General features: G+C 33.3%; 17 protein-coding genes and 1 tRNA gene. 7 read left to right on the top strand and 11 right to left on the bottom strand.

Translation table 11 applies throughout. The features are described 5' to 3' along the window. Positions 1–33: 33 nt before the first annotated feature. From ilvC to mce, 7 genes are all read right to left on the bottom strand, one after another. A complete protein-coding gene (gene ilvC, locus WNY60_RS07295; RefSeq protein ID WP_342861984.1) occupies positions 34–1,536 on the bottom strand; it encodes a ketol-acid reductoisomerase in 1,503 nt (500 codons plus the stop codon). Between the two features lie 22 nt (positions 1,537–1,558). Next, the gene (gene ilvN / locus WNY60_RS07290; protein ID WP_028288914.1) at positions 1,559–2,089 is read right to left on the bottom strand and encodes an acetolactate synthase small subunit; all 531 of its coding nucleotides are present in this window, start codon (positions 2,087–2,089) and stop codon (positions 1,559–1,561) included. 1 nt (position 2,090) lies between these two features. Then, positions 2,091–3,824: a biosynthetic-type acetolactate synthase large subunit gene (gene ilvB / locus WNY60_RS07285; RefSeq protein WP_342861983.1), complete on the bottom strand. Its 1,734-nt coding sequence runs from the start codon at positions 3,822–3,824 to the stop codon at positions 2,091–2,093. Positions 3,825–3,853: 29 nt separating this feature from the next. After that, positions 3,854–5,530 carry a dihydroxy-acid dehydratase gene (gene ilvD / locus WNY60_RS07280; protein ID WP_342861982.1) on the bottom strand — a complete coding sequence of 559 codons (1,677 nt, stop codon included), beginning with the start codon at positions 5,528–5,530 and terminating at the stop codon, positions 3,854–3,856. 223 nt (positions 5,531–5,753) lie between these two features. Continuing rightward, positions 5,754–6,974: an aspartyl protease family protein gene (locus WNY60_RS07275; RefSeq protein WP_342861981.1), complete on the bottom strand. Its 1,221-nt coding sequence runs from the start codon at positions 6,972–6,974 to the stop codon at positions 5,754–5,756. Between the two features lie 167 nt (positions 6,975–7,141). Continuing rightward, positions 7,142–7,218 (bottom strand) — tRNA-Ile (locus WNY60_RS07270). 56 nt (positions 7,219–7,274) lie between these two features. Further along, entirely contained in the window at positions 7,275–7,676 is a 402-nt protein-coding gene (mce, locus tag WNY60_RS07265) for a methylmalonyl-CoA epimerase (RefSeq protein WP_145005113.1), read from the bottom strand. A gap of 83 nt (positions 7,677–7,759) precedes the next feature. On the opposite strand from mce, the gene rbfA reads away from it, so the two are divergent. Together rbfA and WNY60_RS07255 are read left to right on the top strand one after the other, a co-directional pair. Continuing rightward, positions 7,760–8,155, top strand: coding sequence for a 30S ribosome-binding factor RbfA (gene rbfA / locus WNY60_RS07260; RefSeq protein ID WP_145005110.1), 396 nt, complete (start codon positions 7,760–7,762; stop codon positions 8,153–8,155). Continuing rightward, positions 8,156–9,361, top strand: coding sequence for an FtsX-like permease family protein (locus WNY60_RS07255; protein WP_342861980.1), 1,206 nt, complete (start codon positions 8,156–8,158; stop codon positions 9,359–9,361). A gap of 138 nt (positions 9,362–9,499) precedes the next feature. Here WNY60_RS07255 and dusB read toward each other — a convergent pair whose 3' ends face one another. Further along, positions 9,500–10,495 (bottom strand): tRNA dihydrouridine synthase DusB, encoded by a 996-nt coding sequence (gene dusB, locus WNY60_RS07250; protein ID WP_145005104.1) that lies wholly within the window; start codon positions 10,493–10,495, stop codon positions 9,500–9,502. 70 nt (positions 10,496–10,565) lie between these two features. On the opposite strand from dusB, the gene WNY60_RS07245 reads away from it, so the two are divergent. From WNY60_RS07245 to WNY60_RS07230, 4 genes are all read left to right on the top strand, one after another. Next, positions 10,566–11,315 carry a prolipoprotein diacylglyceryl transferase family protein gene (locus tag WNY60_RS07245; RefSeq protein WP_342861979.1) on the top strand — a complete coding sequence of 250 codons (750 nt, stop codon included), beginning with the start codon at positions 10,566–10,568 and terminating at the stop codon, positions 11,313–11,315. A 139-nt stretch (positions 11,316–11,454) separates the two neighbouring features. Continuing rightward, positions 11,455–12,846, top strand: a complete 1,392-nt coding sequence (locus WNY60_RS07240; RefSeq protein ID WP_342861978.1) for a radical SAM protein — start codon at positions 11,455–11,457, stop codon at positions 12,844–12,846. A gap of 68 nt (positions 12,847–12,914) precedes the next feature. Continuing rightward, the gene (locus WNY60_RS07235; RefSeq protein ID WP_145005094.1) at positions 12,915–13,097 is read left to right on the top strand and encodes a hypothetical protein; all 183 of its coding nucleotides are present in this window, start codon (positions 12,915–12,917) and stop codon (positions 13,095–13,097) included. Continuing rightward, the gene (locus WNY60_RS07230) at positions 13,094–13,312 is read left to right on the top strand and encodes a hypothetical protein (protein ID WP_090837046.1); all 219 of its coding nucleotides are present in this window, start codon (positions 13,094–13,096) and stop codon (positions 13,310–13,312) included. Before WNY60_RS07235 ends, WNY60_RS07230 begins: the two co-directional genes overlap by 4 nt. Here WNY60_RS07230 and WNY60_RS07225 read toward each other — a convergent pair. After that, positions 13,283–13,681: a DUF4345 domain-containing protein gene (locus tag WNY60_RS07225; protein ID WP_342861977.1), complete on the bottom strand. Its 399-nt coding sequence runs from the start codon at positions 13,679–13,681 to the stop codon at positions 13,283–13,285. The genes WNY60_RS07230 and WNY60_RS07225 overlap by 30 nt on opposite strands. A 17-nt stretch (positions 13,682–13,698) precedes the next feature. Continuing rightward, a complete protein-coding gene (locus tag WNY60_RS07220) occupies positions 13,699–14,925 on the bottom strand; it encodes a M28 family peptidase (protein WP_145005086.1) in 1,227 nt (408 codons plus the stop codon). Positions 14,926–14,985: 60 nt separating this feature from the next. Here WNY60_RS07220 and WNY60_RS07215 point away from each other — a divergent pair, with 60 nt between their 5' ends. Beyond that, positions 14,986–16,098, top strand: a complete 1,113-nt coding sequence (locus tag WNY60_RS07215; RefSeq protein ID WP_342861975.1) for a hypothetical protein — start codon at positions 14,986–14,988, stop codon at positions 16,096–16,098. 107 nt (positions 16,099–16,205) lie between these two features. Here WNY60_RS07215 and WNY60_RS07210 read toward each other — a convergent pair whose 3' ends face one another. Next, on the bottom strand, positions 16,206–16,757 hold the full coding sequence (locus tag WNY60_RS07210; protein ID WP_342861974.1) for a GRAM domain-containing protein: 552 nt from the start codon (positions 16,755–16,757) through the stop codon (positions 16,206–16,208). Positions 16,758–17,056 lie beyond the last annotated feature (299 nt).

The following is a 17,056-nucleotide window of genomic DNA, read 5'->3' as shown; positions in this document are numbered from 1 at the left end:
CGACTGCGCTCAGTGTGAGAAGCTAATTAGCTATTATACTAAAACTGAGGCTTCTGTTTTAACATCTGATTTTATAATCTTCATTGCTGTCATTGCAGCTCTTAATCGTTTTCCGACTGCTTCGATTGGATGATTTCTAATCGCATCGTTTACTGCTATTAATTCGATATTATCAACGCCTGTTGTTGGAGAAAATGATTTACCAATTATATCTGTTTTAACCGTTTTCATGAAATCAGTTAATAACGGTTTACAAGCATGGTCAAATAAATAACATCCGTATTCTGCAGTGTCTGAAATGACACGATTCATTTCAAATAATTTTTTTCTAGCAATGGTATTTGCAATTAATGGTAACTCGTGAAGCGACTCGTAATACGCTGAATCTTCAATAATCCCTGCACTTACCATAGTTTCGTAAGCTAACTCAACACCAGATTTTACAAATGCTACTAATAATGTTCCGTGATCAAAATACTCTTGCTCAGAAATATGATCTGGTGTTAATGCTGTTTTCTCAAAAGCGGTTTCACCAGTTGCAGCTCTCCATTTTAAAAGATTTACATCATCATTTGCCCAATCTTCCATCATTGTTTCTGAGAAATGACCAGAGATAATATCATCCATATGCTTTTCAAACAAAGGACGCATGATATCTTTTAATTTTTCTGACAATTGGTATGCTTTTACTTTTGCTGGATTAGATAAACGATCCATCATGTTAGTAATTCCGCCATGTTTTAAGGCTTCAGTAATTGTTTCCCAACCAAACTGGATTAATTTTGCAGCATAACCAGGTTCAATACCTTCTGCAACCATTTTATCGAAAGACAAAATTGCTCCAGTTTGTAACAAACCACATAAAATAGTTTGCTCACCCATTAAATCACTTTTTACCTCAGCAACAAAAGACGATTCTAACACACCTGCACGATGCCCTCCAGTTGCAGCTGCATAAGCTTTTGCCTGAGCCCAACCTTTATTTTCCGGGTCGTTTTCTGGATGTACGGCAATTAATGTTGGCACACCAAAACCACGTTTATATTCTTCACGCACTTCTGTTCCTGGACACTTTGGAGCGACCATAATAACAGTAATATCCTCTCTTACCTGAGTCCCTTCTTCAACAATATTAAATCCGTGAGAATAACTTAATGTCGCGCCTTTTTTCATTAAAGGCATTACTGCTTCTACAACATTTGTGTGCTGTTTGTCTGGTGTTAAATTTAGCACCAAATCTGCAGTAGGAATTAAATCGTTGTAAGTTCCAACATTAAAGTCGTTAGACGTTGCGTTTTTGTACGATTCGCGTTCTTGATCAATTGCAACTTGCCTTAATGCAAACGCAATATCTAAACCTGAATCACGCATGTTTAGTCCTTGGTTTAAGCCTTGTGCACCACAACCAACAATTACGATTTTCTTTCCTTTTAATGCATTGACACCATCTTCAAACTCTGAAGTATCCATGAATCTACATTTACCTAATTGATCTAATTGGTTTCTTAATGATAATGTGTTGAAATAATTTGACATTGTCTTGTATTTTAATTGTTGGTTATGCTTGAAAAGCTTCTAGCATTGTTGATATTTTCATTTCGTCTTTTGTAACAGCAATACGTCCTGAGCGTGTAAATTGCATAATTCCAAAAGCACTTAATTCTCTATATAATAATTCTATTTCTTCTTTACGTCCAGATTTTTCAATCACAAAAAAATCACGATTTACAGTTACAATCCTAGCATTACTTTCTTTAATAATATTCTGAATTTGTCGTTCTTCAAACAATAAATCAGACTTCATTTTAAAGATGCAAGACTCTTGATAAATGGTGTCTTCATCTGTATGAAAGTAAGCCTTAATAACTTCTACTTGTTTTTCAATTTGACCAATTATTTTTTTCATTTGGTCTTCGGTAATATTAACAACGATTGTAAATTTTGAAACACCTTCAATTTCTGAAACCGAAGAATTTATACTTTCAATATTTATATGTCTACGTTGAAATATTGCCGAAATACGATTTAATAATCCTATATTATTTTCGGTGTAAACCGAAACAGTGTATATGTTGTTTTCTGCTTCCATATTATTCTAATCTTACGTCTGAAACTGATGCTCCTGTTGGTATCATTGGGAACACGTTGCCTTCCTTTTCTACACAAACCTCTAAAAAGTATGGTCCATCTGTGTTTATCATTTTAGCAACTGCTTCTTTTAAATCTTCTCGCTTAGTTACTTTTTCGGCTTCAATAAAATAGCCTTTTGCAATGGCTACAAAATCTGGATTTGTCATTTCTGTAGACGCATAACGTTTATCAAAAAACAACTGTTGCCATTGGCGAACCATACCTAAAAACTCGTTATTTAAAACCACAATTTTCACTGGTACTTTTTGCTGAAAAATAGTACCCAATTCTTGAATCGTCATTTGGTAACCACCATCACCAGAAATTGATATAACTTCTCGATCTGGAGCAGCCATTTTTGCTCCAATTGCTGCAGGTAAACCAAAGCCCATTGTACCTAATCCACCAGAAGTGATATTACTTCTTGTTTTGTTGAAATTGGCATAACGACAAGCAACCATTTGATGCTGACCAACGTCTGTTACAATTGCTGCATCACCTTTGGTTTGAATATTAATTTCTTTTAACACCTCAGCCATAGTTAAGCCTTCCTTTGTAGGATGCAAATCGTGTTTTATAACTTTTTCATATTCAATAGCATATAAATCTTTAAATTTTTGATGCCATTCTGGATGTGTTTTTTCTTCTAAAAGCGGAAGTAAAGCTGCTAAACTTTCTTTTGCATCACCTAAAACTGCCACATCTGTTTTTACATTTTTATCAATTTCGGCAGGATCAATTTCAAAATGAATCACTTTAGCCTGTTTAGCGTATGTAGATAAACTTCCGGTAACACGATCGTCAAATCGCATACCAATTGCAATTAAAAGGTCGCACTGATTAGTCAACACATTTGGTGCATAATTACCATGCATACCAACCATACCAATATTTAAAGGATGAGATGTTGGAATTGCTCCTGCACCTAAAATGGTCCAAGCGGAAGGGATTCCTGATTTTTCAACAACCGCTTTAAATTCGGCTTCAGCCTGACCTAAAGACACGCCTTGACCCCATACAATCATAGGTTTTTTAGCCGCATTAATTAATTTTGCAGCAGCATCAACCTCACTATAATTTAATTTAGGAATTGGAATATAACTTCTGACCCCTTTACATTTTTCGTATTTAAAATCGAACTCTTCAAACTGAGCATCCTTTGTAATGTCTATTAAAACAGGTCCTGGACGTCCACTTCTTGCAATATAAAAGGCTTTAGCCATAACTTCAGGAATCTCTGACGCTTTTGTAACTTGACAATTCCATTTTGTAACTGGCGTAGAAATACCAACAATATCTGTTTCTTGAAATGCATCACTACCCAATAAATGTGACGCTACTTGACCTGTAATACAAACCATTGGTGTGCTATCTATTTGCGCATCTGCAATACCTGTAATTAAGTTAGTTGCTCCTGGACCTGACGTTGCAATTGCTACACCAACTTTACCCGAAATACGTGCATAACCTTGAGCAGAATGTGTTGCACCTTGCTCATGACGGGTTAACACATGGTGAATTTTATCTTGGTATTTGTAAAGCTCATCATAAACTGGCATGATTGCTCCTCCAGGATATCCATAAAGGATATCTACACCTTCTGCTAGCAAACATCTGATAATTGCTTCGCTACCAGAAATACGCTCTGTAGTTTGCGTTGTGTTTGTTTCTCTATTTATTGTTTTTGTATCCATATTATTCTATTTTGGATAATTAGTTTTTTTTAAAACTCGTCAGTTACACATCCTTTTGATGCTGATGATACTGTTTTAGCATATTTGTATAATACACCTCGTTTAAACTTTAAATCTGGTGCTTTCCATTCTTGTCTTCTTTTTTGTAATTCTTCTTCAGACACTTCCAAGACAATACTGTTTGTTTCTGCATCAATAGTAATCATATCGCCATCTTTTACTAAAGCGATAGTTCCTCCTTCTTGTGCTTCAGGAGTAATATGTCCAACAACAAAACCATGTGTCCCACCAGAAAAACGTCCATCTGTAATTAGTGCGACATCTTTACCTAAACCTGCTCCCATGATTGCAGCAGTTGGTTTTAACATTTCTGGCATTCCTGGACCTCCTTTTGGACCTTCGTATCTTATTACGACCACATCTCCTTTTTCTACTAACCCATCTCTTATTCCATCATTTGCAGCATATTCGCCTTCAAAAACTTTTGCTTTTCCGATAAAACTCAAACCTTCTTTTCCTGTAATTTTAGCAACAGAACCTTCGGTAGCAAGATTACCATAAAGCATTCTTAAATGACCTGAAATTTTTATTGGCTCTTCAATTGGCTTTATTACATCTTGACCTTCAGTTAAATCTTCAACATCCAATAAATTCTCTGCAATTGTTTTTCCTGTAACGGTTAAACAATCGCCATGAATTAATCCTTTTTTCAATAAATATTTTAGAACCGCAGGAATTCCGCCAACAGCGTGTACATCTTCCATTAAGTATTTTCCGCTAGGTTTTAAATCTGCTAAAAATGGTGTAGTATCGCTTATTTTTTGAAAATCTTTTAAAGTGAAATCAATATCTGCTGCTCTTGCAATTGCTAAAAAGTGAAGCACTGCATTTGTAGAACCTCCTAAAATAGTAACTAATCTAACCGCGTTTTCAAGAGATTTACGAGTAATAATATCTGATGGCTTGATGTCTTTTTCTAACAACACACGCATCGCTTCTCCTGCTTTTACAGATTCGGCTTTTTTAGCATCACTTAATGCTGGGTTAGACGAGTTAAAAGGCAAGGTCATCCCTAAAGCTTCAATAGCCGAAGCCATTGTGTTTGCAGTGTACATCCCACCACAAGCTCCTGCTCCAGGACACGCTTTTTCAACAATGCTTTGGTATTCCGTTTCTTCCATGGTTCCAGCAACTTTGCTTCCCCAAGCTTCAAAAGCAGAGACAACATCTAGTTTTTGTCCGTTATGACAACCAGAATCTATTGTACCACCATACACTAAAATACTTGGACGATTTAATCTAATCATTGCAATTAATGCACCTGGCATATTCTTATCACAACCTACTACCGTAATTAAACCATCATAACTCATGGCTTGTACTACAGTTTCCATAGAATCTGCTATAATATCTCGAGATGGTAATGAGTAGCGCATACCTGGTGTCCCCATAGAAATACCGTCACTAACACCGATAGTATTAAAAATAAGACCAATAATGTCTTCGTTTTTAGTCCCTTCTTTTGTCAATTTTGCTAAATCATTTAAATGCATATTACAAGGGTTACCTTCGTAACCTGTGCTTGCAATACCAATGATTGGCTTAAAAAAATCTTCTTTAGTTAATCCAATAGCGTGCAACATAGCCTGAGCAGCGGGCTGCGTTGGATCTTGAGTGACTGTTTTACTGTATTTGTTTAATTCCATTTATGGTCTACTTCTATTTAAATAATAATCTAAAGTAGAGGTTTGACCTTTTATAGATAGTCTATTTTTAAAATACAGACTAAATTCAGGTCACAAAATAACAGTTTAAATATTTGACAATCAGCGATTTAAATAACATTTATTATGACACCCAAGATGTATAATTTTATTTAATTTCTATAAAAAAGTATTTATAAATCTTGAGGACAATAAAAAAAGTGAATTAATTGCTTAATAAAACCTTTTTTTCTAGCGATACAGTTAATTGCTTTGTATCCCTTTGGATGACAAGTTTAACCTTGTCAGGACGATTAGTAATTAGAATCTCACACCATTTTTGATCTGTCACTTTTGTAAAATCCAAATCGTTTACACTTAAAATTTTATCATTAATTTTAAGACCTTTTTCTTCCGCTTCTGAATTTTCCGAAATTGAACTGATAAAAATGGATTCATTTTCAAGTCTAATTCCGTAACCATGACCACTAAATATAACTTGATCATCTGCTGCCTTATTTTCAATAAACCATATTTTACGATCTTTCCAGCTTAAAACCGTTCTATAATTTTTTAAAAATCCAGCACCAATCGTCCTTGCACCTAATTGACCAAAAGCCATTAAGTTACTTGGTACTTTAAACTCTCCTGTTTTAAAATTATCAACTATTGCTTTATAAGACGTAGACATTTTTAGATCGCCATACACTCCCGCCACAGTACTTCCTCCATTAGATTTTACATATTTAATATTAGGATTTTCATCTCTTAATTTTTTAAAATCGTAGGAAAAAAGAGAAATGCCACCACCATAACCGTAATCTATCATGGTACTATATAATTTTTCGTTACCTAAAAAAGCTGTGATTGCAGGTGTCCCGTCATATCCAATAAAAATTTTAGTGTAAGGTGTCCCCTCCGGAATACTAATCGAGTCAATAGTATTTGCAAATGTAATCTCGTGCTTTACCATATCTATTTCCCAAACAGCATTTCGCATAAAATTTGCACCTAAAAACCCATCTATTCTTGTACACTTAAAATCTTTTACCGCTTCAATATCAAGCACAGCTGCACCAGTATCAAAAAAATTAATTCCATTAAAGTTTATAGTATCTATTTTAACAAAATTTAAATTTTTAGAGGTATTTCCTAAATCATAAACGTCTTCTTTACCTACAATCTCTAAGTTTAATTCCTCTACCATTCTAGGTGAAATTGCAGTAACTGCTCCAGTATCAAATAATAAACGATACTCTTTATCTTTAATTAACACCTTAACAAATATAGAATTACCGTAAGGCTCATATTTAAATGTTGATTTAAACACTTTATCTTCAATGCTACCTTTTTTTAGTAGTTTTTTAATATTCTGAGAAGTACATAAAAAAGAAGATAGAAGTACTAATAATAAAACAAAAACAGACTTGATTCTTGTAAAAGACATATGCTAAATAGTGTTTAATTCTAATTGAATATTAATAATACTACCTGATGCTTAATTAATTAGAATAATTATTTGATATGTAAAACAAAACATTAAATATGAATGGAAGAAACCATTTAACATATATAAAACAAAAAAACCGATTCAAATTAATGAATCGGTTTTGATGGTGGTCCCACCTGGGCTCGAACCAGGGACTTTCTGATTATGAGTCAGATACTCTAACCAGCTGAGTTATAGGACCCGAAATCGGATTGCAATATTACTACTTATTTTAAAGTCTTGCAAGACTTTTTTTAATTACTTAATCTCTTGACATAACTCTATTAATACACCGTTGGAGGATTTTGGATGTAAAAAAGCAACTAACTTATTGTCTGCTCCCTTTTTAGGTGTTTCATTTAAGATAATAAAACCTTCAGATTTTAATCTCAAAATTTCTGCTTTTATATCATCTACAGCAAAAGCAATATGATGTATACCTTCACCTTTTTTCTCTAAAAACTTTGCAATTGGGCTATCTGACTTTGTTGCTTCCAATAACTCTATCTTATTGGGTCCAACTTCAAAAAAAGAAGTATTAACCCCTTCACTTTCTACCGTTTCAATTTTATAGTGTGGCTTGCCAAAAAGTTTCGCAAAAAGCACATTAGATTCCTCTAAATTTTTGACTGCTATTCCAATATGTTCTATTTTTTCCATTAAATATATAATTTAGGGTATAATAATTGCTTAATTATGGCTTAAAAGTAATATATTATTGTAATAACAACTATTTTTGCAACATGGAAGAAAGTCAAAGACAAAAAAAAATAGCCTCGGTTTTACAACGTGATTTAGTAGATATCCTTCAAGGCGCTGCTACACAAGGTGGAATGCGTGGTATAATTATATCTGTATCTAAGGTTAGAGTAACTGCAGATTTAACAGACGCTAAGGTTTATTTAAGCATATTCCCTAATGATAAAGCTAAAGAGCTTTTAGAAGGAATTAGAGCTAACAAACCTATGATTAGACATGAACTAGCACAACGTACCAAAAACCAATTACGCAGAATGCCTGTATTAGAGTTTTACGTTGACGACAGTTTAGAGCATATCGATAAAATTGAAAAATCTTTAAAAGGGGATGAAAATCCAATACAAAATCCAGATTTATTAGATAAACGTAGCAAAGGTTAATTGAATTTTTCTTTATACATAGCAAAACGCTACATACGCAGTAAAAGCAGTAATAATGCCATTAACTTTATTACAATAATAGCTATTGTAGGTATCGTTTTAGGTGCAGCTTCACTGTTTATCGTACTATCTGGTTTTGCTGGCTTAAGAGATTTTACGCTAGAATTTTCAAGTATTATAGATCCTGATTTAAAAGCAGAAACCAATATTGGTAAATCATTTACTCTAGATGAAAGCCAGAACCAACAATTGCTTGCTATAGATGGTGTTGCCAACTTTTCTAAAATAATAGAAGAACGTATTATCGCGTCTTCAGATGGTAATAACCATCCTGCTTATATAAAAGGGGTTGACCAAAATTATAACAAAATAACAGCCATAGACTCTGTAATACCTTACGGTAATTGGTTATATCAAGATACACCTCAAATAGTTGTTGGTTGGGCAATATCTAACAGATTATCCGTATTTGTAAACGATTATAGTAAGACCGTTACACTATCTGTTCCAAAACCTGGAAAAGGTCAAATTACCTCTCAAAATCAAGCAATAAACCAAGTTAATACTGTTAATGTTGGTATCTATGATATTAACGAAGAACTTAATAATAAGTACATTTTTGCTTCAATTGAAACTGCACGTCAATTATTAAATTACCAACCAAACCAAATTACCAGTTTAGAGTTTAAATTGACTGACAATGCTAACCAAGAAACAGTTATAACCAACATTAAAAGTATTTTAGGTAAAAACATTATTATAAAAAATAAAGACCAACTAAACGATGCGATATACAAAATGCTAAATACAGAGAATTTAGCAGTCTATTTAATTTTTACATTAGTACTTATTATTGCCTTATTTAACGTCATAGGTTCTATTATAATGATGATTTTAGACAAAAAGAAAACCTTAAGTACCCTATACAATATAGGAGCAACAGTAAAAGACATAAGAAACATCTTTTTTTATCAAGGCGTTTTAATGACTATTATTGGTGGGTTTTTAGGATTAGTAATAGGTTATATAGTTGTTCAATTACAAGCTAGTTTTGACTTAATAATGATTACACCAAGCTTACCTTATCCAGTTGCAATACACTTAAAAAACTTTGTGATAGTCATGCTAACTATTTCAATTTTAGGGATAATAGCTTCAAAAATAGCAGCCTCACGTATTACACGTGATTTAGTAAAAACTAATTAAAATTGGGGCAAGTTGCCTTAACAGGCAAACAGGCTCGCGCAACTCGCTCTCTTCAAGGAGCTCAGACAAATTGCTTCATCCTTCTTGCGCTTACTGTTATATATAGTTGGCGCTTTGCTTAACAAAGTATTAGCTTGATTATTCTGTAAATTGAAAATCTGCAAACAATTCTAAAACCTCATCAAAAGCAGCAAATACATCTACAGATGCATCACTAGTAACCATTTTCATTCGGTGTTCTTTAAAATGCGGAATCCCTTTAAAGTAATTTGTATAATGACGTCTGGTTTCAAAAACACCAAGTGTTTCTCCTTTCCAGTCAATAGACATTTGCAAGTGTCTGCGTGCAGCATCCACACGTTCTTGCATAGTAATTGGCCTGTAATGTTCTCCTGTTTCAAAAAAGTGTTTGACCTGCTTAAAAAACCATGGATTACCAATAGTTGCACGACCAATCATACAGCCATCTAAACCATATTGATCACGCATTTCCATTGCACGTTCTGGTGTAGTCACATCTCCATTTCCAAAAACAGGAATATGCATACGTGGGTTGTTTTTTACCTGTGCAATAGGTTTCCAATCGGCATCACCTTTATACATTTGTGCTCTGGTACGACCATGTATTGCTATAGCCTTACAACCTACATCTTGAAGTCGTTCTGCTACCTCAACAATTCTAATAGAATCGTGGTCCCAACCTAAACGTGTTTTTACGGTTATTGGGATGTTAGTGCGTTTAACCATTTCGGCTGTTAGTTGTTCCATTAGGCAAACATCTTTTAAGATTCCTGCTCCTGCACCTTTACTAACTACTTTTTTAACAGGACATCCAAAATTAATATCAATAATATCAGGTTTAGACTCGGCAACAATATCAATGGTTTGTAACATACTATCCAAATTAGCTCCAAAGATTTGAATACCAACGGGACGTTCTTTTTCGTAAATATCTAATTTCATAACGCTTTTTGCTGCGTTACGTATTAAACCTTCACTACTTACAAACTCTGTATACACAACATCTGCACCTTGCTCTTTACACAACGCTCTAAATGGTGGATCTGACACATCTTCCATTGGTGCTAACAACAACGGGAAGTCTGGAAGTTCTATATTACCTATTTTTACCACGATACAATTTTGGTGCAAAATTAGTGTTTTTTAGGTAATTGTGTATATTTAACTAATAATCTATCATTATTTGGACCTACCCTTCAACCTTGAGCTTTTTGGCGTTAACATAAATATTCATCTTATATTAGAATATCTCGCCTTTTTTATAGCGTATAGATATTATGTGTTTTTAAGAAAACGTAGTACTGATGTTATTAATACCAATAATAGACTCTCTATTATTTTAGGTGCTGCTTTGGGTGCTTTAATTGGCTCAAGATTGGTTGGGTTTTTAGAAAATCCTTTAATTGAATTTACATTAAAAAATACCATTACATTACTAAACACAAAAACCATAATGGGTGGTTTGTTTGGTGGCTTACTTGGTGTAGAATTGGCAAAAAAAATAATTAGCGAAAAGCAATCGTCTGGAGATTTATTTGTCTTCCCTATAATTTTAGGAATCTTTATTGGTCGTATTGGTTGTTTTTTATCTGGTATTAACGAGTTTACTTATGGTAAAGTAACCACTTCTGCTTTTGGAATGGATTTAGGTGATGGCTTACTACGCCATCCCACGTCTTTATATGAACTTGTCTTTTTAACTATATTATTTATTGCTTTAAAAACTATACACAAAACCTTCCGATTAAAAAATGGTGATTTATTCAAGCTTTTTATGCTAAGTTATTTTGGTTTTAGATTTTGTATCGAGTTTTTAAAACCTAATGTATTTTATACTTTTGGTTTAAGTAGTATTCAAATATTATGTGTAATTTGTTGGTTGTATTACAGCAAATTTATTGCTAGTCTTTTACTTGGCAAACACACGCGTTAGCGATAGAAACGGTATCCTTTTTTAGGTCAGTTTAAGTGTTTTGTGAAGCATGAGCAAAATGTATCGAGAACAAGTAAAAAAGATTTAGTGGATAGCGCGACCCTTGTGGTAACGCCCAAACAACTTAAAAAAACAGAAAATGCCAGTTAGAAATTACACCTATTACGACTTTACTTTAAGCCTGTGTCCTGAGTGTTTAAAACGTGTGGATGCCAAAATTGTTTTTGAAGATGATAATGTTTACATGTTAAAACGTTGCAAGGAACATGGTAATAGTAAGGTGTTAATTGCTGACGATATCGCGTATTATAAAAACATACGCAACTACAATAAGCCTAGCGAAACCCCTTATACTTTTAATACTAAAACGGATTATGGTTGTCCTTATGATTGTGGTTTGTGTCCTGACCACGAGCAGCACAGTTGTTTGACGGTTGTTGAGGTGACTGACCGCTGTAATTTGACTTGTCCGACATGTTATGCAGGCTCATCACCAACGTACGGTAGACATCGTACTTTGGACGAAGTTAAAGCTATGTTGGACACTATTGTTAGAAACGAAAAGGAGCCTGATGTAGTACAAATATCTGGTGGAGAGCCAACCATACATCCTCAGTTTTGGGAAATTATGGATTACGCCAAAACGTTGCCGATTAGGCATTTAATGCTGAACACCAATGGGATTAAAATTGCTAAAGATTTCGCTTTCGCGGAAAGACTAAAAACCTACGCTCCTGATTTTGAAATTTATTTACAGTTTGATTCGTTTGAAAACAGTGTGTTACGCGAGCTTCGTGGTGCAGATTTAAATGATATCCGTAAACAGGCTATTGAAAACCTAAATAAACTAAATTTGTCAACGACTTTAGTGGTAACCCTACAAAAAGGATTAAATGATGGCGAGATTGGTAAAATTATTGACTACGCTTTAAAACAAAAATGTGTTAGAGGTGTGACCTTACAACCAACACAAATTGCTGGTCGATTAGATAATTTTAATCCAGAAACGGATCGGATGACTATTACTGAAGTACGTCGAAAAATAATGGAACAAACCACTATTTTTAATGCTGACGATTTGCTACCTGTACCGTGTAATCCAGATGCTTTGGTGATGGGTTACGCACTTAAATTAGGAGACGAAGTGTTTCCGTTAACGCGTTATATTAATCCAAACGATTTATTAGATAATAGCAAAAACACTATTATTTACGAGCAAGATGAAGCACTGCAAGGTAAAATGGTGGAGTTATTTAGTACAGGAAACTCGGTTGAAGTGGCAGAAGAAAACCTGAAATCCATAATGTGTTGCTTACCAAATATTGATGCTCCAGAATTAGGGTATGATAATTTATTTAGAGTGATTATTATGCAGTTTATAGATGCTTATAACTTTGATGTTAGAGCCATTAAAAAATCATGTGTGCATATTGTGGATAAAGACAATAAAATCATCCCTTTTGAAACCATGAATTTGTTTTATCGTGATGATAAAAAAGCACGCTTAGAACAACTTAGAAACGAGATTTAATTACTAAGTAAAAATAGAGTTATGTCACTACTGTTTTTAATCATAAAAAATAAAATATGCTTCAAGCAATGATTTTGAATATTAGCGGAAATACTATATTACTACTGCTTTTTATCTTTTATGGTGTACCAATAATTGCAACAATTATTGCGTTATCTTTAAGAAACAAAAAGCGAAAAACAGCTAAAGTTATTGGTATTTTAACTGCTGTTTATGTATTAATTAGCTTAGGCTATTGCGGAATTTTATGAATACATTTTTTTTAATAGAAGCTACTGGAGGAGGTGGGAATTACGACGGAATAGTCTTATTTTTTGCTGCTATCATGTTTGGACCAGCCATTTTATTAGCTATTATTGGTTTGGCGTTGCTTAAAAAAAACAAAAAAGCAGCTAAAGTATTATTTATACTAGCTGCTGTTTATGTAATTGTTAGTTTAGGTATTTGTGGTAGTATGATGGCTTAGTATTACCCACAATCCATAAAACCCTAAAAATAACTCTGCAATAGTCCCAAATTTATAGCCAAAGGTTGGAACACCGTCTAATGTTAAACTTAGCAACCTTCCAAAACCTAAACCCAGCATAAATATCATATTGGTTACTAATGCCATTTTTAAATAATTGGCTTTAAATACACCCAAAGTCCAAAGTATAGAAAACCCTATATATAGGCCCATAATGGCTTTAAAAAAATTATGCTCGTCTATGGTATCTAAATGAATATCGAACTGAGAGCTTGGATTAAAACCATAAAAAAAAGACACAGGAACAACAATACATACAGATATGATTAAGTGTATTTTTGTTATTATGTCCTGGTTGGTGATTTTCATGGTTTAATTAGGAAGCTTTAAAATTGTATTTCAGCATCAACCATTGTGCCTTGTCTGTCTACTGTTATATTTGTTTTATCACCTTCTTTAAAAGTTGCTAATACCTTCATGTAACTCATCATATCAAAAACTGTACTATCGCCAAGTTTAACAACAATATCACCTTTTTTAAGATTCGCTTTTTGTGCTGGTTTATCTTCGCTTATACCATCAATTCGCATGCCTTTTCCGTCAAATAAATAATCTGGTATTACACCAAGTCCTACTTTAAAACGTGGCACTTCATCGCTTTCGTTTTTAGTTTTTCTAAAGGGTAGTTTCCCGTTGTTATCTAAATCTGTTATGATTTCAAAAATATAATTTGAAATGATTTGCATACCATTAAAATGTAAACGCTCTGTATCATCAGATGGTTTGTGGTAATCTTCATGCTGACCTGTAAAAAAGTGCAATACAGGTATGTCAGAATTATAAAAACTAGTATGATCACTTGGTCCAACACCAGACTCTTTTTGCACTAATTTAAAGCGGTTATTGTGTGCTTGTAACGTCTGTTTAAAAATGGGTGACGTACCAACACCGTAAACAGCCAATGTACTATCTGCTTTTAAACGACCAACCATATCCATGTTAATCATATAATTGGCTTTTTTGTTGTCGATTGTTGGATTTTTTGTGTAATAATTAGAGCCTAATAAGCCCATTTCTTCGCCAGAAAATGTGATAAATAAATAGTTATTATTTGTGTTTTTAGCCTTTAGCTTTTGTGCTAAATTTAGTAGCACTGCTACTCCACTTGCGTTATCATCTGCTCCATTATGTATTTCTTTTTTTTCGCCTCTAAATAAACTCCCTTCTGCTCCATAACCTAAATGGTCATAGTGTGCGCCAATAATTACAGTGTTATCGGCTTTGTTATCAATAAAACCAAGGACGTTTGTGCCTGTAATTGTACTATCACCATCCTTTACATTATACTTTACTTCTTGATGTGGATCTGTTTTTGGTTTAAACGAAAACGCCTGAAAATAACCATCGGTACCTTTTGGTGTTAAGCCTAAATTTTTAAAACGTTCTGCAATATATTTTGCAGCTTTTTGCTCGCCATTTGTACCTGTTTGACGACCTTCCAAAGCATCGTCAGCTAAAAACTGAACATCCTCTTGAATGGTAATTTCTTTTAAAATTTCGTGTTTGCATGAGGTGAAAACAAGTAAAAAAACAAGTAGTTTTATTAATTTCATGATAAGAAGTATTAATTTTACTCAAAATTAGGCAATTAAAGCCATTTAATAAAACCTATTATGAAAACACGCTTATTCGGAATTTTACTAGTTACAGCTTTTATTTTTTCATGTAAAAATGAAACTAAAACTGATGTTACTAATACAACCGTAAAACCTGAAGTTACTGAAGTAAAAAACCCTTTGATTTATCCTGAAGAAATTCATTTTAAAAATTTACGTCAAGTGACTTTTGGAGGTGATAATGCTGAAGCCTATTGGAGTTTTGATGATAGTAAATTAGTGTTTCAATCTAATTACAAAAAATGGAATGTTGGTTGTGACCAAATGTTTTTAATGGATGCCAATCAAACCTTTGATAGTATTGCACCACCAATGGTTAGTACAGGAATGGGACGTACAACATGCTCTTATTTTATGCCAGATAATAAGCATATTATTTATGCATCAACACATTTAGCAGATAAAGACTGTCCTGAAACCCCTTTACGTAAAAACGGTAAATACATTTGGCCTGTTTATGATACGTTTGACATTTTTGTTGCAGATTTAGAGGGTAATATTGTTAAGCAATTGACTAATGAGGTTGGTTATGATGCTGAGCCAACAGTATCTCCAAAAGGAGATAAAATTGTATTTACGTCTACCAGAAGTGGCGATTTAGAGTTATATACTATGAATTTGGATGGTAGTGATGTAAAACAAATTACAGATGAATTAGGTTATGATGGAGGTGCATTTTTCTCGCCTGACGGAACAAAAATAATTTTCCGATCGTCTAGACCAAAAACTGAACAAGAAATTAAAGACTATAAAGATTTGTTAGCCGAAGGTTTAGTTGAGCCAACAGATATGGAACTATACATTTGTAATGCAGATGGTAGTGATTTACGCCAATTAACGGATTTAGGAAATGCCAATTGGAGTCCGTTTTTTCACCCAAGTGGTAACAAGGTATTATTCTCTTCTAATTTTGAAGCAGAACGTGGTTTTCCGTTTAATTTATACTTAATTGATATTGATGGTAAAAACCTAGAGCGTGTTACACATGGCGAAACGTTTGATGCGTTTCCGGTGTTTTCTAACGATGGTAAAAAGTTAGCGTTTTCGTCTAACCGTAATAATGGTGGTGGACGCGATACTAATTTGTTTATCGCAGAATGGGTAGATTAATCTACTTTATTTAAAACGGTATTAAGCTAATTTTAAGGTGGTTTTAGGTGCTAATAATGTAGGTTGTACACATTTACATTATTGGCAGTTTAAAATGTCTTAAAATCTTATTTTAGGTGATTATTAATGTGGTCCAACCATACTCCTCTTTCATTAACTACAAAATCAAATTGTTTACCGTCTTTAGTCACAATCCTAATTCCGTTATTAATTAGTCTTGCAGTTTTACGGTTTATAATTTGATCAATATCTGAATAAGCAATATCTGTTTGTCCTGTTTGAATATTAATTTTGTGCGATTTAAAGATTAGCTTTTTATTGGTCAAAAATATTTTTCCACCAACACCTTCCATACCACGAAATAGATTAGCAGGACCTTCTACTTCAACAGTTTCGTCTGGTGATAAATCTGGTTTGATTGTATGTCCTATTTTATTAGAAAACTTGTCAGCAAGCTTTTGATTTATATACGGAAATCCAATACCAAAAAATAAACCAAAGAAAAGGGCTTGAAAAATAATATTGTTTGTTGAGTAAATATTTTCATCAGAAAAATAATCAAAAAGCAATAGTGTAAAACCGTATAACAGACCTGTACCTATTGCAAATAGTACTCGATATTTCCAATTGATTTTAATAAATTTTGTTCCTATTTCCATGATGGACTGTTTTGTGTTTATGCATCTAATTTAATAAATACAAACTGAATAAAATATTGCGCAGGAATTGTTAGTAACTAGTGTAGAGCTAGCCACTAATTATACACGGAGTTGCCATTTCGTTGTTTTTCTTTATGGATTAGCTCTGTTTTATTATATCATTTTAAGTACAGATGATTTATTCAAAGTCCAGTTTTATAGATTCAAACTAGCGGTTAATAGAATAGCTATAGATTTTAGACACTATGACGTATAATTTTGTTAGTATAAATACGAGCAAACCGAAAATCGTTTAAAAG

Source organism: Olleya sp. AS48 (genome assembly GCF_038900355.1).
Classification (GTDB): domain Bacteria; phylum Bacteroidota; class Bacteroidia; order Flavobacteriales; family Flavobacteriaceae; genus Olleya.
Note: the sequence above shows the minus strand (reverse complement) of the source record. Positions and strands in the feature narration are given on the sequence as shown.